The sequence below is a fragment of the Streptomyces canus genome (genome assembly GCF_041435015.1).
Taxonomy (GTDB): Bacteria; Actinomycetota; Actinomycetes; order Streptomycetales; family Streptomycetaceae; genus Streptomyces; species Streptomyces canus_G.
The window spans coordinates 7057236-7075105 of record NZ_CP107989.1 but is presented as its reverse complement, the minus strand read 5'-3'; the positions used below and the strand labels follow the sequence as shown (position 1 = coordinate 7075105).

Genomic DNA, 17870 nt, shown 5'->3' with positions numbered 1-17870 from the left:
TAACGTTGGAGAAAGATTTCCCGTGAGCCCGACCAATCGCACCGTGGTCGTCACCGGTATCGGCGCAACCACACCGCTGGGTGGCGACGCAGCCTCTACCTGGGAGGGTCTGGTCGCCGGCAAGTCCGGCGTCAAGCCCCTGGAGCAGGAGTGGGCCGCTGAGCAGGCGGTCCGCATCGCCGCGCAGATCGCGGTGGAGCCGACCGAGGTGATTCCCCGGCCGCAGGCCCGCCGTCTTGACCGCTCGGCGCAGTTCGCGCTGATCGCGGCCAAGGAGGCGTGGGCCGACGCGGGCTTCGAAGCCAAGGCCGGCGAGGACGACAAGGTCGACCCCGACCGTCTCGGCGCCGTCATCGCCTCCGGCATCGGTGGTGTGACGACCCTTCTCGACCAGTACGACGTGCTCAAGGAGAAGGGCGTCCGCCGCGTCTCCCCGCACACCGTGCCGATGCTGATGCCCAACGGCCCGTCCGCCAACGTGGGTCTGCTGGTGGGCGCCCGCGCGGGCGTGCACACCCCGGTCTCCGCCTGCGCGTCGGGCGCCGAGGCCATCGGCTACGGCATCGAGATGATCCGTACCGGCCGCGCCGACGTCGTCGTCGCCGGTGGCACGGAGGCGGCGATCCACCCGCTGCCCATCGCCGCGTTCGGCAACATGATGGCGATGTCCAAGAACAACGAGAACCCCGAGGGCGCCTCGCGTCCCTACGACGTCGCCCGGGACGGCTTCGTCCTCGGCGAGGGCGCCGGGGTCGTCGTCCTGGAGTCCGCCGAGCACGCCGCCGCGCGCGGTGCGCGGGTGTACGCCGAGGCGGTGGGACAGGGCATCTCCGCCGACGCGCACGACATCGTGCAGCCGGAGCCCGAGGGGCGTGGCATCTCGCGCGCGCTCGAGAACCTGCTGGACAGCACCGACCTGGACCCGGCGGAGATCGTGCACGTGAACGCGCACGCGACGTCGACTCCGGCCGGTGACATCGCCGAGCTCAAGGCACTGCGGAAGGTGTTCGGCGACGACGCCGATCACATGGCCGTGTCCGCCACCAAGTCGATGACCGGTCACCTGCTGGGTGGCGCGGGCGGCGTGGAGACGGTCGCGACGGTGCTCGCCCTGTACCACCGGGTGGCTCCGCCGACCATCAACGTCGAGAACCTCGACCCGGAGGCGGAGGCCAACGCCGACGTCGTCCGCGGCGAGGCCCGCAAGCTGCCCGTGGAGGGCCGTATCGCCGCGCTGAACGACTCGTTCGGGTTCGGCGGGCACAACGTGGTGCTGGCGTTCCGTACGGTCTGAGAATCGTTCGTACGCAACTGAAGGGCCCCCACCGGTCGGTGGGGGCCCTTCACGTGTGCGGAGACCTTCAGACGACCTGGTGCAGCCAGCGGACCGGGGCGCCCTCACCGGCGTACCTGAAGGGCTCCAGTTCGTCGTCCCAGGGCTTGCCGAGGAGCTTGGCCAGCTCGGCCTCCAGGTCCGTCTCCCCCCGCTGCGAGCGGGTCAGGGCCGCGCGCAGGCGGTCCTCCGGGATCAGGATGTCGCCGTGGATGCCGGTGACGGCGTGGAAGATGCCCAGTTCCGGGGTGCAGCTGTAGCGCTCGCCCTCGGCGGTGGGGCAGGGCTCGGCCGTGACCTCGAAGCGCAGCAGGTGCCAGCCTCTGAGGGCCGACGCGAGCTTGGACGCCGTGCCCACCTCGGCCTTCCAGGAGAACTCCGAGCGCCAGGTGCCCGGTGCGGCCGGCTGCCGGATCCAGTCGAGGTTGACGCGCGTGCCGAGCACCCCGGCGACGGCCCACTCGACGTGCGGGCACAGCGCGCGCGGCGCGGAGTGCACGTACAGAACTCCACGTGTCGTCACCGGGACCTCCGGGCAGAGCGGGACAGGTCTTGCTGGCCGGCATGGCGGCGATGCCGGCCGGCCACGTTGATGGCGAGGCTACCGTGCGGCGGGGCAAGGAGTGTGACGTACCGTCGGTCCCAGTGCCCCGAAACGCCCGCCATTCACCCGGCAGGACGCTAGTACGGGTGTCGATCGTTCCCTCGCGGCCATCGGGAACTCTTCTGCGTTGTTATGAGAGGACCATCCTTTTCACGAGGGGATCACCACGGATGCGGAAGCAGGGCCCCCGTTCACGGGCCGTCGTCGCCGTTCTGACGGCGGCTCTCCTGGGCGTCGCCGGGTGCGACGCGGTGGGGGGCGACGCGGCGGGCCCCACGCAGAAGGCCACACCCTCGCCGAAGCCGACTCCGGCGTGGGACAGCAGCCCGGGTTCGATGGCCGCTGTCGGCGACTCCATCACGCGCGGCTTCGACGCCTGCGGGATCCTGAAGGACTGCCCCGACGTGTCCTGGGCCACCGGCGGCAGCACCCAGGTCGACTCTCTCGCCGTACGGCTGCTGGGGCGGGCGAAGGCGGCCGAGCGCAGCTGGAACTACGCGGTGTCCGGGGCGCGGATGGCCGATCTGCCCGGGCAGATGGCACGGGCGGCGGCGCGGACACCCGGGCTGGTCACGGTGATGGTGGGCGCCAACGACGCCTGCCGGGACTCCACCGCGGCGATGACCTCGGTGTCCGCGTTCCGATCCGGCTTCGAGGACGCGCTGAGCGTGCTGCGCAAACAGGCGCCCAAGGCGCAGGTGTACGTGGCGAGCGTGCCGAACCTCAAGCGGCTGTGGTCCGAGGGCCGCGCCAATCCGCTGGGCAAGCAGGTGTGGAAGCTGGGCGTGTGTCCGTCGATGCTGGCCGACGCGGACGCCCTGGACGCGGCGGCGACCGAGCGGCGGGACACCGTGCAGGAGCGGGTGGAGGCCTACAACTCCGTACTGAAGCAGGTGTGCGCCGAGGACGGGCACTGCAGGTACGACGGGGGCGCGGTGTACGACTACCGGTTCGGCACCGACCAGCTCAGCCACTGGGACTGGTTCCACCCGAGTGTGAACGGACAGGCGCGTCTGGCGGAGATCGCATACCGCAAGATCAGGTCCGTGACTTAAAGTTCCGCACATGAACGAACTCTTCGCCACACTTTCCGACGGCACCCCGGTGCACCGCTGGACCCTGGAGCGCGCCGGCGTCCGCGTGCGGATCCTGTCGTACGGCGGGATCGTGCAGTCGGTCGAGGTTCCGGACCGGGACGGGCGGACGGCGGACGTGGTGCTGGGGTTCGCCGAGCTGGACGGATATCTGGAGCACTCCGGTCCGTATCTCGGCGCCTTCATCGGACGGTACGCGAACCGGATCGCGGGCGGCCGCTTCGAGCTCGACGGGCTGACCTACGCCCTCGCCCCCAACAACGCGCCCAACTCCCTGCACGGCGGCGAGAACGGCTTCGACAAACGGGTGTGGGACATGGAGCCCGCCGGCGAGCACGGGGTGCGGCTGAGCCGGGTCAGCGCGCACGGCGAGGAGGGCTTCCCGGGGCGCCTCGAGGTCTCGGGGACGTACAGCCTGGACGAGTCCGGCGCGCTGCGGATCGCGTACGAGGCGGTCACCGACGCGCCCACCATCGTCAACCTGACCAACCACAGCTACTTCAACCTGGCCGGCTCCGGGAACGCGGGCGGGCACGAACTGCGGATCGGCGCCTCGCGGTTCACCCCGGTCGACGCCGATCTGATCCCGACCGGGATCGAGGAGGTCGCGGACACCCGCTTCGACTTCCGTCGGGCGCGCAAGGTCGGCGCGGGCTACGACCACAACTTCGTGCTCGACAAGGGGGTCACCCAACGGGCCGTCGAGGTAGCCGAGTTGTCCGATCCTGGATCCGGCCGGGTGCTGACGGTGGCGACCACCGAGCCGGGGCTCCAGCTGTACACCGCGGACCATCTGCCCGAGCCCTTCGCACCCGGCGACGGCATCGCGCTGGAGACCCAGCACTTCCCCGACTCCCCGAACCGGCCGGAGTTCCCGAGCACGGTGCTGCTGCCGGGAGAGACCTACCGCTCGGAGACGGTCTACGGATTCACGAGCCGGTAGACACGCACGAGCCCCGGCCCAGGGGTCAGGTCCCGGGCCGGGGCTGCTTGTGTGAGGGCTGTGCCCCCTCGGATCAGACGTTAATCGTCGCGGTGACCCGGCGGTCGCCGATCGAGCGCCCCACCTGGATTTCGTACGAACCCTTCACATACGACCACGATGAGGTCTTCTCGTCCCAGATCTCGAAGGCCCGGCGCGGGATCTCCACGGTGACCTCGACGCGCTCTCCGGGACCGGCCACGGCCCCCGCGAACCCGGCGAGCCGGCGGGCCGGGCGCTCGGCATCGGGTCCGGCGGGCGCCAGATAGACCTGGACCACCTCACGGCCCGGGCGGGAACCGGAGTTGCGCAGCCCGACCCGGACGGTGGTGCCCCGGACCTCGACGGACTCGTAGGTCCAGTGGGTGTAGCCGAGGCCGTGGCCGAAGGGGTAGACCGGGGTGCGGCCTTCCTTCTCCCAGGCCGCGTATCCGATGAACACACCCTCGTCGTAAGGGAGTTCGCCGCCCTCCGGAGCGACCCGGGTGACCGGGGCGTCGGCCAGGGTGCCCCAGGTGGTGGGGAGGCGGCCGCCGGGCTCGTGGGCGCCGGTCAGCACGTCGGCGAGGGCCGCGCCCCCTTCCTGGCCGGGGAACCAGCCGAGCAGGACGGCGGCGACGTCCTCGCGCCAGGGCAGCTCCACCGGGGAGCCGGAGTTGACGACCACGACGGTGTTCGGGTTGGCGGCGGCGACCGCGCGGACCAGCTCGTCCTGGCGGCCCGGGAGCGCGAGGTCCTTCCGGTCGTAGCCTTCGGACTCGACGCGCTCGGTGGTGGCGACCACGACGACGGCCGTGTCGGCGTTGCGTGCCGCCTCGACGGCCTCGGCGATCAGTTCGTCGGGGTCGCGCCGCGGGTCCTGGTGGGCGAGGGAGAACGTGACGACCTTCATCGGGACCTCCTCGGGGAGGACGACGACGTGGGTGAGGGAGACCTCGACCGGCTCGCCCGCGGTCAGTTCGACCTGCGCGCGGGGCTCGGGGGCGCCGAAGAAGGTGACGAAGGGGTCGTCCTTGTCGGTGCGCTGGACGTCGTCGTAGTACGTCGTGCCGTCGACGACCAGCGTGAAGGCGCCCAGTCCCTTGATGCCGAAGGTGTGGGTGCCGCTCTCGCGCGGAGTGAAGGAGCCCTTCAACTCGACGGTGTGCAACCGGTCGTGGGTGACGCCCTCGGGGAGGTCCGCACCCATCCACTGGATCTGGCCGTTGGGCACGGAGGCCGTGCCGATGACCTCTCCGTCCGTGTCCCGGCAGACCGCTTCGAGGCTGAACCCCTTGTCGGCGACGGCGAGTTCGGTGTTGGGGTCGGCGCCGACGGCGTAGCTGAGGGTGCCCTCGGGGAGGGCGGCGGTGAGGCCGTCGAGCGGGGAGACGATCCGGTCGGGGAAGACGGTGGCGGAGCCGCCGCCGAGGACGCGGGCGTCGCGGGCGGCGGCGCCGATGAGGGCGACCGTGCCGGCCTTCAGCGGAAGCGCGCCCTGGTTGTGGACCAGCACGAAGGCGCGGCGGGCGATCTCGCGGGCCAGTTCGATGCCGTCGACGGTCTCCGGGAGCTCGGTGACGACGGGTTCGGCTCCGTCCAGGATGCCGACGCGGGCGGCGAGCCGCAGCACGTGGCGTACGGCCGTGTCGACCGCGCTCTCCTCGACCTCCCCGTCCCGCACGGCCCGGGCGAGGGCCTCGCCGTAGACGGTCGTCGGGCCGGGCATGGCGACGTCGAGGCCGCCCTCGATGGCGCCCTTGGTGGAGCGGGCGGCCATCCAGTCGGAGACGTTGTAGCCGTCGAATCCCCATTCGCCGCGCAGGACTTCGTTGACCAGGTGGTGGTGCTCGGTCATCGTCGTGCCGTTGACCGTGTTGTAGGCGGTCATGATGCCCCACGGGTGGGCGTTCTCGACGATGAGCTCGAAGGGAGCCAGGTACAGCTCGCGCAGGGCGCGTTCGGAGACCAGGTTGTTCACCGTGAAGCGGTCGGTCTCGGCGTCGTTGGCGACGAAGTGCTTGACGGTGGTGCCGACACCGCCCTCCTGTACGCCGGTGACGTATCCGGCGCCGATCCGTCCGGTGAGATACGGGTCCTCGCTGTAGGCCTCGAAGTGGCGGCCGCCGAGCGGGGAGCGGTGGAGGTTGACGGTGGGGGCGAGGAGGACGTGGACGCCCTTGCGGCGGGCCTCCTGGGCGAGCAGTACGCCTGCGCGGCGGGCGAGTTCGGGGTCCCAGGTGGCGGCCAGCGCGGTCGGGGAGGGCAGGGCGATCGACGGGTCGTCGGCGCTCCAGCGCACGCCCCGGACACCGACCGGGCCGTCCGACATGACGAGGGAGTCCAGGCCGATCTCGGGGAGCGCGGGCAGGGTCCACATGTCCTGGCCTGCCAGGAGCCCTGCCTTGGCATCGAGGTCGAGCCCGGCCAGCGCCGCTTCGACGGCCGCCTCGCGGGCCTGGTCGGCGGGAGTGGGTGCCGCCATGACGGTGCCTCCTCGTTGAAGTCCGTGCGGGTCCCCTCATCGTGCATCGATTACCTGGTGAGTGGTAGGTTTCGTTATACGGCTGTTATATTCCGGTTTCCGGGATGTCGTACGGTGACGCCATGAACGCCAGGACCAGAAGTGAGGAGCGCCGGGCCGAGATCGTCCGGGCGGCCCTGGAGGTCATCGCCGAGCGCGGCTACCGGGGCGCGAGCCTCGCCGCGGTGGCCGAGCGGGTCGGGCTGACCCAGCAGGGGCTGCTCCACCACTTCCCGACGAAGGACGCGCTGCTGGTCGCGGTGCTGGAGGAGCGGGACAAGTGGGACGCGGTGCCGAACGGCAACTGGCGGGTCGACCTGCTCGCCTCGCTCGTCGAGTACAACGCGATGCGGCCGGGGATCATCCAGACCTTCTCGGCACTGCTCGGCGAGAGCGTGACGGAAGGGCATCCGGCACGGGAGTACTTCACCGACCGCTACACCCGGGTGCGCGCGTCGATGACGGTGGCCCTGCGCACCGAGTACGGCGACCGGCTCCCCAACGGGCTGAGCCCGGAACGCACCGCGCCGCTGCTGGTCGCGGTCATGGACGGCCTGCAGTACCAGTGGCTGCTGGACCCCGAGTCGGTGGACATGCCCGGGGCGTTCCGGGACTTTCTGCGACTTCTGGGCGAGACGGCGGAGTGAGGGTCACTGGCTCCAGGCGACGGCAAGTGCCTTGCTCACCACGCAGACGACGGCGAAGGCGACCGCCCAGACCTGGGCTCCGGCGGCGAACAGGGCGAGCGCGCCCGCCCCGAACCAGAACACCTCGAAGCCGACGCGACCGGCGCCGCTCGTCCTGTACTTCGCGCGCGGTGAGCCGAACAGCGCCCACAGGGCGACGAGTACGGCGGGTGCGGCGAGGCCGAGCAGCCAGGTCGGGCCGATCTCCTGGGTGAAGCCCCAGTACGCGGCACCCGCAAGGGCCCCGAGCTCGATGAGGAAGAGAACACCCGCGTTGACCGCCTTCATGGGCGGCAGTATCACCCGGTCCCCGGCACCGCCGCCACGATTTCGATCTCGATCCGCGCCTCCGGCCGGAAGAGCCGGGACACCTCGAAGGTCATGCTGGTGGGCGGGGTGCCGGTGAGGAACTCCCTTCGCACGGCGCCGTACTCCTCCAGTTCCGTGATGTCGGTGAGGTAGGTGCGGATGTTGATCACGTCGGCCAGGCTCGCCCCGTGCGCCTCCAGCAGCGCGGCGAGGGTCTCGAAGACGCCCCGGGACTGTTCGGCGAGCGTGGCACCCTCGGCGATCTGGCCGGAGACGAACAACAGGGCGCTGCCGTCGGCCTGTTCGACGCGGGCGACCTGGGAGTAGTAGGGGCTCAGCGGCTGGGGTGCGCCGGCGGGACTGTCGAGGGTGATCTGCATGCCGTCGACGCTAGGTCCGCCCTTGCGATGCGACAAGCGAATGTCCAGCATGGCCGCCATGCCGAACCCGCATCGCACCGCTCCTCCTCCCGACCTCGCCACCGTCTGGCTGCGGGTCTTCCTGGAGGTCGCCCGGCACGAGTCGTTCACCGTGGCCGCGCGCACCCTGGGCTGGACGCAGTCGGCGGTGTCCCGGCAGATCTCCTCGCTGGAGGCGGCGCTGGGCGGGGCGCCGCTGTTCGACCGGCTGCCGCGGGGCGTACGGCTCACGGAGGCCGGGAGCGCGCTCGTGCCGTACGCGCAGACCGTCACCGGGGCGCTGCACGCGGCAGCGCGCGAACTGGCCGCGCTGCGTGAAGTGGCGGGCGGGCGACTGCGGTTCGGGGCGTTCCCGACGGCGGACGCGGCGCTGGTCCCGCACGCCCTCGGCGCCTTCCGCACCCGCCATCCCGGTGTGCGGGTCTCCCGCGAGGAGGGGCTCACGCCGGCACTCCTCGACCGGCTCACCGAGGGGCGGCTGGATCTCGCGGTCGTCTCCACGACGGGCGGCGCACCGCTGTCGGCGTACGAACTGCGCCATCTGCTCGACGAGTCGCTGTACGTCGCCGTCCCGGCCGGCCATCCCCTGGTGGGCGAGGGCGCCGGCCCGGTGCGGCTCGGGCGGCTCGCGGACGCCGACTGGATCTCCGGGAGCCCGCGCCCCGAGGGGACGCTGCTCGACGCCGCTCTGAGGCAGGGCTTCCGGCCACGGATCGCGCATGTCGTCGGCGAGTGGACCGCCAAGCAGGGGTACGTCGCCGCGGGGCTCGGCGTGACGCTGGTCCCGGCGCTCGCCGCGGAGTCCGTGCGGCCGGACGTCGTGCTGCTGCCGGTGCTCGACGAGGGGGCTCCGGCGCGGGCGGTGTACGCGGCGGTGCTGCGGGGGCGGTCGCCTTCGCCGGCCGTGGAGGCGTTCGTCGGGGCGCTGCGGGAGGCGGCGGGGCGGATTCCCGGTCCGTCGGCCCCCATGGCGTAGACCACTTCCGTCACGCGATACTGCCGTCGTCCGGCACCACTCGCGCCCCACAGCGACGGAAGGACCTGAACTCCCTTGATTTCCCTACGTGTTCGGATCGGCATCCTCGGACTGGTCCTGCTGACGGGGTCGGCGGCCCCCGCGAGCCCCGCGGCCGCCGCGGCCGCGCCCTCGCCCACGGTGGAGGAGCAGCGGCTCGACCAGGCCGTGCCGCGGGAGATCCTCGAACGGTCCGGATTCGACGCCGTGCCGCTCCGCTTCACGCGGGCGCTCGGAACGGCGCGTTCCTACGCGGAGGCGCGGAAGATCGTCGTACGGCAGGGGTCCGCGCTGTGGAAGCGGGCCGTCGACCGGGCACAGGGGCGGGGGCCGACCGGTGGGGATCTGAGCCGTGACGATGATCGGCCGTTGTACTGGGCGCGGTTGGGGATGACCCGTGAAGTACGGACCTGGGAGCCGTCCTTCGGCCTCTCCGAGGCCCAACGTGCCGCCCTGCTGGCTGAGTTGGAGCGGACCTCGCGGGGGCAGACCGCTGTGCGGTATCCGGGCGGGGACCGGCTGAAGCGGGTCCTGGTGACCGGGTTCGATCCGTTCACGCTGGACCGGGACATACGGATCTCGAATCCGTCCGGGGCGAGTGCGCTCGCGCTCGACGGGACCGTGATCGAGACGGCGGAGGGTCCTGCGCGCGTGGAGACCGTCGTCTTCCCCGTGCGATGGCAGGACTTCACGGACCGGACCGTGGAGCGGGCACTGCGGCCGTATCTGAAGAAGGTGGATCTCTTCACGACCGTGAGCCAGGGGCGGGTGGGGCGGTTCGACGTCGAGCGGACCAACGGGGCCTGGCGGGGCGGCTTTCCGGACAACGACAACGTCGGGGTGACGGGGGTGGTGCCGGTTGCCGATCCGGCTTCGCAACCGCAGTGGACGTCGACGACGCTGCCGTACAAGGCGATCGTGGACGCGGACACCGGGCGCTTCCCCGTCTACGACAACACGAGTGTGACCGAGATCCCGGCGGGCGGGACCGTGCCTGTCGTACGGGCGGACGGGCCGAGCGCGGGGTCCACGGCGCGGGCCGGGGGCGGTGGGAACTATCTCTCCAACGAGATCGCCTACCGGGTCACGCTGCTGCGGGACCGGCTCGGACTGCACGACGTGCTGCCGGGTGGGCATGTGCACACGCCTGTCCTGGAGTTCGGAGCCGGGAACACCGATCCCGCGACGGGGACGGTGACCGATCCGGGGTTCGTGAGGAACCGGCTGGACATCATCGCGCAGGTGCGGGCGATTCTGGTGGTGGCGGTGGAGAAGGCCACTTGAGGTAGGTCGCCGTCTCGGTGAAGTCCAGGCGGCGGTAGAAGTCGGCGGCCCTGCGCGTCGGGACGGTGACCTCCACGTCCTGGGCGTGCCGCGCGCGGTCCTGCATGGCCCGGACGAGCCGGGAGCCCGTACCGCGGCCGCGCAGGGGCGTGTCCACGGCGAGTTCGAGGAGTTCGAGGATCGTGCCGCCCGCGAACAGCGTCGGCATCCGGGCCGCGTAGGCGTATCCGACGACCTGGGCCTCCTGGTCGGCCACCAGGAACTCGGCGCGGTGCTCGGCGGCCGCCCGCAGGACCTCGGGAAAGGTGACGGTCGTGAAGCGGTCGTGGCCGGGGCGGTAGGTGGTGGCGAAGGCGCGGAGAAGGCGGAAGACGGGCTCCGCGTCCGTGACCGTCGCCGGGCGGATCCTCGCCTCAGGCTCCGAGCCCACCGGACACCGTCTCCTCGTCGGACTCGTCCTCCCCGTCCTGTGTCTCCTCCCCCAGCAGTTCCCGTGCCATCAGCGTCGCCCCCGCGACCGCGCCCGGCATCAGGAACACCGCGACGAAGGGGACCACGAAGGCCAGGGCGAGGGGGGTGCCGAAGCCCCAGATGAGGGTTTTGTGGGAGCGCAGCAGCGTGAGGCGGGCCCGGAGGTCCACGCCTCGGCGCTGGAGGGCCACCGCGGTGAGCTCCTCGGTGAGGAAGAAGCCCGTGACGAAGAAGCCGAGTACCGGGATCAGGGTCTGGCCGACCACGGGGACGAAGCCCAGGGCGAAGAGCAGGACCGCCCACAGGACGGCGCGGACGACGATGCGGAGGCTGTCCCTCGCCGAGATCCACAGCTCGCGCCAGAGCGGGAGGCCGGACTCGGGGGCCGTGCCGTCCGGGGAGACGTCCCGGTCGACCTTCTCGGAGAGGTTCTCGTAGAAGGGCTGGCCTATCAGGAGGGTGACCGCCGTGAAGGTGAGGACCGCGAGGAGGAGGGCCAGCGCGAACAGGACCACCGTGAGGAAGCCCCGGAACAGGCCCTGCCACGGACTCGACCAGTCGTCGGCGAACGGCGTCGCCCAGGACACGAAGTCCTCACCCCAGGTGGCCAGGGCGACCAGTGCCGCCCCATACAGCACCAGGGTGATCAGGCCCGGGATCAGGCCGAAACCGTACTGCTTGCCGTGCCGGGCCACCCACCGCTGGCCCTTCAGGAGATAGTGGAAGCCCGCCCCGAGATCACGCATGCCCCGAACCCTATCGGGTGCCCGTCAGACCGGGGATACGGCCACCACCACCCCCTGTTCCGCCGCCGGGGACACCGCCGCCGACACCCTGACCGCCACCGCCCGTGCCACGCTGCCCGCGTGGGAGGCCGCGGCCATCAGCGCGGGCTGGAGCCGCTCCAGGCCGGACACGAAGAATTCCTCACCGGCGATCAGCGCCGGCCGGGCCGCCTTCGCCGTGGCCGCCGCCACGTCCGTGAGGTCGGCGAGGGGCGGCAGGGACGCCCGTACGGCCCCCGCACCGGCGGCCGCCGCGCGTTCGGCCAGGGTCACCTGCAAGGGCATCAGCGGGGCCAGCGCAGCCGTCAACGCGTCGGCGATCCGCCGGAGTTCGGGAGTCGAGTCGCGCAGGACCCCGGTCGCCGCGCGGATCAGGGGAGTCAGGGCCAGGAGTGTCCCCGCGGCCACGCCCGCCGCCGCGGGGAGCAACGGGGAAGTCGCCTCGACCAGTTCGCCCAGCGCGGTCGCGAACTCCTCCACCGCCGGCTCCACCGCGTCCAGGACGGGCAGCAGACTGTCGCCCAGCGCCGCCAGCAGTGCCCGCGCCGGTTCACTGACCGGGTGCACGGCCAGCGGGGCGCCGGTGGTGCCGAGCCGGGTGAGGGTGTCGACGATCCGGTAGAACGCCTCCTGGGCCTGCGGGGACGCGCTCGCCTCGGCCAGTTCCGCCGTCGTCTCGCGCAGGACGCGCAGCACCTCGGGACCCGAACCGTCCCGGGGATCGAAGGTGTTGATCGCGATCCTGGTGATGTTCTGGGCCGTGTCCAGGAGCTGGCCGGTGATGTCGGTGGTGTTCCGTGCCATGCGCAGTACTTCGTCCCTGCTGGGGAGCGAAGGGATCGTCGCCATGGGCCTCTCCTGTGGACTCGCTCGCCGCCCGCTTCCGCCGCCCTCAGCATGCCCCGTCCGGGCACCCGAGTTGCGCCATCCGTGGCATCCGCGCCACGAACTCCCTCTTGTTGCGGTTGAGTCGAACAGGTACATCTCGCCGTACCGATCTCAGGAAGCCCCTCAGGAGGTACGCGTGCACACCACGAGAACCGTTCCTGCGAGACCTGTCCTGCTCATCGCCCTCACCGGCTCGCTGCTGCTCACCCCGAACAGCGCGAGCGCCGACCCCGAGCCCCCCACCCGCGAGAGCGCCGGCGACCACGGCGTGGCCCGGGCCCCGGAGAGCGCCACCCGGCGGGCGCTCACCGCCTCCACCACCGGCTTCACGGACACCACCCGGGGCTATCCGCGCGAGCAGGTCCTCACCCCCGACCCGGTGAACCCGGCGGACAAGTCCGTCAAGCTGGGCCTCACCCCGTACCACGCGATCGCCCCGCGGCTGAACGCGCTCCAGCGGCTGGGCGACCGGGTGAGCGTCGAGGTCGCCGGGCGTTCGGCGGGCGGGCACCGGCTCTACCTGGTCACCGTGACCGCCCCGGAGACCACCGCCCGGACCCGCGCCCAGGAGCGGATGCGCGAGCTGATCGAGAACGCGCCCGCGAGTGCCGCCAAGTCCAAGGAGATCAAGGCCGGTTACAAGGCGCCCGTCTTCTTCAACAACAACATCCACGGCAACGAGTGGGAGGGCACGGACGCCTCCTTGAAGATCGTCGAGCAGCTGGCGACCGCCGAGGACACCCGTACGAAGAGCCTTCTCGCCCACTCCCGCCTGTACTTCAACATCACCGCGAACCCCGACGGCCGGATCGCCGGAACCCGCGCGAACGCGAGCGGCTTCGACCTGAACCGGGACTTCGTGACCGCCTCGCAGCCCGAGGTGCGGGCGATGCGGCAGATCGAGATCGACAAGCAGCCGGCCGTGATGCTCGACCTGCACGGGTACGTCAACGGCACGCTCATCGAGCCCACCACTCCCCCGCACGGCGAGAACTACGAGTACGACCTCTTCCTGAAGAACACCTACGCCAACGCCCTCGGCATGGAGGCCGCCGTCAACGGCCTCGGCTACTCCCCCGCGAAGGACGGTGTCGAGCCCGCGCAGATCCCCTTCCGGGACCAGGAGGAGGGCTGGGACGACTGGCCGCCGATCTTCACCCCGCAGTACGCGGCCTTCCACGGCACGGTCGCCGCGCACACGGTCGAGATCCCGCTGGCCGTCAACAACTCCCTGTACGACAGCCTGCCCGTCGCGGAGCTGCGGCGCCGGTCCGCGATCAACACGGCCGTGGCGGGCGCGGCCATCAGGGCGACGCTCGACTTCGTGCAGGAGCAGCGCACGTCGCTGATCGCCGACCAGATCGAGGTCTTCCGGCGCGGGGCGGCGGGGGCCGCACAGGTGCCGGTGTCCGAGGAGACGGTTCCCGGGGTGCCGGGCATCGGGCCCGAGGACGTGTACACCACCTCCTTCCCCCGCGCGTACGTGATTCCCTCGGGCTCGACGGCCGCCGCCCGGCTGGTCGACCACCTCCTCGCCAACGACGTCCGCGTCGGCCGCGCGAGCCGTGACCTCCGGCTCGGCGGACGGACGTATCCGAAGGGCTCGTACGTCGTCGACATGCGCCAGCCGAAGCGGGGCCTGGCGAACGTGCTGCTCGCGGACGGCCGGGACATCAGCGACAAGGTCTCGGTGATGTACGACATCTCGGGCTGGAGCCTGGGCCGGCTGTGGGGCGCGACGGTCACGCCGGTGACGTCGGGGAGCCTCGCCGGTGCGCCACTGAGGCGCGTCCGGGCCGCCGCGCACGTCGGTCACGTCGCACCGCGCGGAGATCTGCGGCTGCGGCTGACCGACCCGCAGGAGATCGCAGCCCTCAACTCGCTGCTCCGGCAAGGAGTTTCGGTACGGCGGGCCGCCGACGGCAGTGCGATCGTGCCCGCGTCGGCGCGGAACCGTGCCGCCGAAGCCGCCCGCGCCTACGACGTCGTCCTCGACGCGACCCGGCAGACCGGCACGGCCGCGCTCCACCGCACCCGCGTGGCCGCCGCCGTGACGCCCGGCGAGCTGTTCGCGCTGCGGGAGATGAACTTCGAGGTCACCCCGGTCTCGACGGCCGTCCTGAACGCCGGTTTCGACTGGTCGTCGGTGGACGTGCTGTTCGTGTCGGCGGGGCTGGACAGCGACGCCCTCACCACCGGTGCCCGCACGGCCCTGGACGCCTTCCTGGGCGCCGGACACGGGCTCGTCGGCCGCGGGGTCGCCGGGGCCGAACTGAGCGCGGCCACGGGGCTGCTGGCCGCGAAGCCGGTGGAGGGCAACGGGGACGCCAACGGCGTGGTGCGCGTGGTGAACTCGGGGCCGGTGACGGCCGGGGCCCCGGGCTCCCCCGATCACGGGTTCGTCTACGCGCCGGTCTGGTTCACCGATCTCGGGCCGGGGGTGCGGGTGGAACAGTCGTACGCCACCGGCGGTCCGCTGGTCTCCGGGCACTGGCGGCCCTTGCCGGACGGCTCCGGCGGTCCCGCCGCCGCGGCCGGGCAGGCCTCGGTCGTCAGCGGCCAAAGCGCCGTCCTGTTCGGCACCGAACCTCTCTTCAGGGATCACCCGAAGGGGGAGTTCGCCCAGGTCGGGCGGGCATTGTTCACCATGGCACACGCGAGCAGCGGCTGAGGTTGAGGAGAGCGGATGACGCAGGAGATCCACGGCACCGTCGCGGACGGCTTCGAGGCGGTGCGCGAGCAGTTCGCCGCTTTCGTGGCGGGCGAACGGCCCGACTACGAGGGGCAGTTGAGCGCGTATGTGCACGGTCGACGGGTCGTCGATCTGTGGGCGGGCGAGGGCGTCGGACCGGACTCCCTCTACGGCGTTTTCTCGTCGACCAAGGGTGCCGCCCATCTGGTGGCCGCGCTCCTGGTCCAGGAGGGCACGCTGGAGCTGGACCGCAAAGTGACCTACTACTGGCCGGAGTTCGGGGCCGAGGGCAAGGGCCAGCTGACCCTGCGCGATCTGCTCGCGCACCGGGCCGGGGTGATCGGGCTGGACGCCGGGTTCAGCGCGCAGGAGCTGACGGACGACCGGGCGGTGGCGGAACGGCTCGCGGACCAGAAGCCGTTCTGGCGCCCCGGCACGGCGTTCGGGTATCACGCGCTGGTGATCGGGGCGCTCAGCGGCGAGATCGTGCGCCGGGCGACCGGCCGTTCGCTCCAGGAGGTGTACGAGGAGCGGATCCGGGCGCCGTACGGGTTGGACTTCCACCTGGGGCTGCCCGAGGCGCTGGAACCCCGTTACCGCTCGGTGCAGCCGATGGCCCCGACCGCCGAGCAGCAGGCCCTGCTGGACGCGGCGCCGGCAGGTCCGCACACCCTGGCCGCGATCGCCTTCAACCAACAGGTGTCCAACCCGGGTGACCTGGTGGGCTACGCCAACTCCCGTGCCGTACGGGCGAAGGGGCCGGCGTCGGCGGGCGGAGTGGCGGCCGCCCGCGGGCTGGCCGGGATGTACGCGGCGGCGATCAGCGAAGTGGCCGACCGGCCGCCCCTGTTGAAGCCGGACACCATCGCCGAGGTGGGCCAGATCCAGTCGATCGGCTACGACCTGGTGGCCCGCGCCCACAAGTCCTACGGGCTGGGCTTCCAGGCCACGGCCGACATGTGGCACCCCTTCCTCGGGGCCGGCGCCTTCGGCCACAGCGGCGCCGGCGGCTCCCAGGCCTTCGCCGATCCCCGCAGTGGCCTGGCCTACGGCTACACGCGCCGCCGGATGGCGTTCCCGGGAGGGGCGGCGCCGGAGAACGAGCGGTTCGTGAGGGCCGTACATCAGGCGGCTCTGGCCGTGTGAGCCGTAGGGCAGGAGCAAAGGCGGCACCCCACGTCCAGGAGTGCCGCCTCCGCCCTGTACGACCAACGAGCTCCGTCAGGCGAGCGTCACGGAGATGTTCCCGCGGGTCGCCTTCGAGTACGGGCAGACCTGGTGGGCCTTCTCAAGGAGGGCGCGGGCCGTGGCCGGGGCGAGGTTCGGGAGGGTCGCGGAGATCTCGACGATGAGGCCGAAGCCGTCGGTGTTCTTGCCGATACCGACCTTCGCGGTGACCGTCGAGCCGGACAGGTCGGCCTTCTCCTGGCGGGCTACGACGCCGAGGGCGCCCTGGAAGCAGGCGCTGTACCCGGCGGCGAAGAGTTGCTCCGGGTTGGTGCCGCTGCCGCTGCCGCCCATCTCCTCGGGCGGGTTGACGACCACGTCGAGCCTGCCGTCGTCGGTGGCGACACGGCCGTCGCGGCCGCTCTCGGCGGTGGCGACGGCCGTGTAGAGGACATCGGTCTGCTGGATGGACATGCGGGTGTCTTCCTCCTCGGTCCACCGCGACTCGCGCCCACGATCGACGGCGGAATTCGGAAAGAAGTTACCGCATGCCGGAAATCCAGCACAGGGCTACAGCTTGACGATCATCTTTCCGGTGTTGTCGCCGCGCAGGACCCCGAGGAACGCCTCCAGGTTGTTCTCGATGCCCTCGACGACCGTCTCGCGGTACTTGAGCTGTCCGGACGCCACCCACGGGCCGACCTCGGAGACGAACTCCGGCTGGAGGTCGTAGTGGTCGCCGACCAGGAAGCCCTCGATCCGGCCTCGGGTCTGGATCAGGCGGGCGAGGTTGCGCGGGCCGGGGGCCGCCTCGGTGTTGTTGTAGACGGAGATCATGCCGCAGACCGCGATCCGGCCACCCTGGTTGAGGGAGCCGATGGCGGCCTCCAGGTGGTCGCCGCCGACGTTGTCGAAGTAGACGTCGATGCCGTCCGGGGCCGCCTCGCGCAGCTGGTCGCTGACCTTGCCGCTCTTGTAGTTGAAGGCCGCGTCGAAGCCGTACTCCTCGACGAGCAGCTTGACCTTCTCGTCCGAGCCGGCGGAGCCGATGACCCGGGAGGCGCCCTTGAGCTTGGCGATCTGGCCGACCTGGCTGCCGACTGCACCCGCGGCGCCGGAGACGAAGACCGAGTCGCCCTCCTTGAAGGAGGCGGTGCGCAGGAGGCCGGCGTAGGCGGTGAGGCCGGTCATACCGAGGACGCCGAGGTACGTCGACAGGGGCGCGGCGTCCGCGTCCACCTTGACGGCGCTCTCGGCGCGTACGACCGCGTACTCGCGCCAGCCGAAGAAGTGCAGCACGTGGTCGCCCACGGCGATGCCCTCGGCGTTGGACTCCACGACCTCGCCGACCGCGCCGCCCTGCATGACCTTGTCGAGCTCGAAGGGGGCGGTGTACGACTTCGCGGCGCTCATGCGGCCGCGCATGTACGGGTCGACGGAGAGGTACTTGTTGCGGACCAGCACCTGGCCCTCACCGGGGGTCGGGACCTCGGCTTCGACCAGGGCGAAGTCCTCCGGCTTGGGCCAGCCGACCGGGCGGGAGAGGAGGTGCCATTCGCGGTTGATCATGATGCCTGGACCTTTCCATTTACTTCAGTACCTGAAACAACAATGCCTCTGAATATTTCAGGTTGTCAA

General features: G+C 71.4%; 17 protein-coding genes. 8 read left to right on the top strand and 9 right to left on the bottom strand.

Annotation, left to right across the window (positions count from 1 at the left end):
* Positions 1 to 22 precede the first annotated feature (22 nt).
* Entirely contained in the window at positions 23 to 1294 is a 1272-nt protein-coding gene (fabF, locus tag OG841_RS32265; RefSeq protein ID WP_328638167.1) for a beta-ketoacyl-ACP synthase II, read from the top strand.
* Between the two features lie 67 nt (positions 1295 to 1361).
* Here the strand turns inward: fabF and OG841_RS32260 are convergent, their stop codons facing one another.
* Positions 1362 to 1856, bottom strand: a complete 495-nt coding sequence (locus tag OG841_RS32260) for a DUF3145 domain-containing protein (protein WP_266565254.1) — start codon at positions 1854 to 1856, stop codon at positions 1362 to 1364.
* A gap of 251 nt (positions 1857 to 2107) precedes the next feature.
* Here OG841_RS32260 and OG841_RS32255 point away from each other — a divergent pair, with 251 nt between their 5' ends.
* A complete protein-coding gene (locus OG841_RS32255) occupies positions 2108 to 2992 on the top strand; it encodes an SGNH/GDSL hydrolase family protein (RefSeq protein WP_328638168.1) in 885 nt (294 codons plus the stop codon).
* A gap of 10 nt (positions 2993 to 3002) precedes the next feature.
* Positions 3003 to 3974, top strand: coding sequence for an aldose epimerase family protein (locus OG841_RS32250; protein ID WP_328638169.1), 972 nt, complete (start codon positions 3003 to 3005; stop codon positions 3972 to 3974).
* Positions 3975 to 4047: 73 nt separating this feature from the next.
* Here the strand turns inward: OG841_RS32250 and OG841_RS32245 are convergent, their stop codons facing one another.
* Positions 4048 to 6477 (bottom strand): beta-glucosidase, encoded by a 2430-nt coding sequence (locus OG841_RS32245; protein ID WP_328638170.1) that lies wholly within the window; start codon positions 6475 to 6477, stop codon positions 4048 to 4050.
* Between the two features lie 104 nt (positions 6478 to 6581).
* Between OG841_RS32245 and OG841_RS32240 the strand changes: the two genes are divergently transcribed.
* Positions 6582 to 7163, top strand: coding sequence for a TetR/AcrR family transcriptional regulator (locus tag OG841_RS32240; RefSeq protein WP_328638171.1), 582 nt, complete (start codon positions 6582 to 6584; stop codon positions 7161 to 7163).
* A 3-nt stretch (positions 7164 to 7166) separates the two neighbouring features.
* Here the strand turns inward: OG841_RS32240 and OG841_RS32235 are convergent, their stop codons facing one another.
* Entirely contained in the window at positions 7167 to 7490 is a 324-nt protein-coding gene (locus OG841_RS32235) for a YrdB family protein (RefSeq protein ID WP_328638172.1), read from the bottom strand.
* An 11-nt stretch (positions 7491 to 7501) separates the two neighbouring features.
* A complete protein-coding gene (locus tag OG841_RS32230; protein ID WP_328638173.1) occupies positions 7502 to 7891 on the bottom strand; it encodes a RidA family protein in 390 nt (129 codons plus the stop codon).
* Between the two features lie 58 nt (positions 7892 to 7949).
* Here OG841_RS32230 and OG841_RS32225 point away from each other — a divergent pair, with 58 nt between their 5' ends.
* Together OG841_RS32225 and OG841_RS32220 are read left to right on the top strand one after the other, a co-directional pair.
* Positions 7950 to 8906: a LysR family transcriptional regulator gene (locus OG841_RS32225; protein ID WP_365117436.1), complete on the top strand. Its 957-nt coding sequence runs from the start codon at positions 7950 to 7952 to the stop codon at positions 8904 to 8906.
* Positions 8907 to 8981: 75 nt separating this feature from the next.
* On the top strand, positions 8982 to 10229 hold the full coding sequence (locus tag OG841_RS32220; RefSeq protein ID WP_328638175.1) for a pyroglutamyl peptidase: 1248 nt from the start codon (positions 8982 to 8984) through the stop codon (positions 10227 to 10229).
* On the opposite strand, the gene OG841_RS32215 is transcribed toward OG841_RS32220, so the two are convergent.
* Genes OG841_RS32215 through OG841_RS32205 form a run of 3 tightly spaced genes read right to left on the bottom strand, consistent with a single transcriptional unit; the run spans position 10177 to position 12334 of the window.
* Positions 10177 to 10659, bottom strand: coding sequence for a GNAT family N-acetyltransferase (locus tag OG841_RS32215; protein WP_365117439.1), 483 nt, complete (start codon positions 10657 to 10659; stop codon positions 10177 to 10179). The genes OG841_RS32220 and OG841_RS32215 overlap by 53 nt on opposite strands.
* Complete coding sequence (locus tag OG841_RS32210; protein ID WP_371567552.1) at positions 10643 to 11446, bottom strand: EI24 domain-containing protein; 804 nt, start codon at positions 11444 to 11446, stop codon at positions 10643 to 10645. Before OG841_RS32210 ends, OG841_RS32215 begins: the two co-directional genes overlap by 17 nt.
* 24 nt (positions 11447 to 11470) lie before the next feature.
* Positions 11471 to 12334 (bottom strand): hypothetical protein, encoded by an 864-nt coding sequence (locus OG841_RS32205; RefSeq protein WP_371567550.1) that lies wholly within the window; start codon positions 12332 to 12334, stop codon positions 11471 to 11473.
* Positions 12335 to 12509: 175 nt separating this feature from the next.
* On the opposite strand from OG841_RS32205, the gene OG841_RS32200 reads away from it, so the two are divergent.
* Together OG841_RS32200 and OG841_RS32195 are read left to right on the top strand one after the other, a co-directional pair.
* Entirely contained in the window at positions 12510 to 15044 is a 2535-nt protein-coding gene (locus OG841_RS32200) for a M14 family zinc carboxypeptidase (RefSeq protein WP_371567549.1), read from the top strand.
* A gap of 15 nt (positions 15045 to 15059) precedes the next feature.
* Positions 15060 to 16211, top strand: coding sequence for a serine hydrolase domain-containing protein (locus tag OG841_RS32195; RefSeq protein WP_365117451.1), 1152 nt, complete (start codon positions 15060 to 15062; stop codon positions 16209 to 16211).
* Between the two features lie 75 nt (positions 16212 to 16286).
* Here OG841_RS32195 and OG841_RS32190 read toward each other — a convergent pair whose 3' ends face one another.
* The gene (locus tag OG841_RS32190; RefSeq protein WP_365117454.1) at positions 16287 to 16706 is read right to left on the bottom strand and encodes an organic hydroperoxide resistance protein; all 420 of its coding nucleotides are present in this window, start codon (positions 16704 to 16706) and stop codon (positions 16287 to 16289) included.
* 96 nt (positions 16707 to 16802) lie between these two features.
* Complete coding sequence (locus tag OG841_RS32185) at positions 16803 to 17801, bottom strand: NADP-dependent oxidoreductase (RefSeq protein ID WP_371567546.1); 999 nt, start codon at positions 17799 to 17801, stop codon at positions 16803 to 16805.
* Positions 17802 to 17870: the final 69 nt, after the last annotated feature.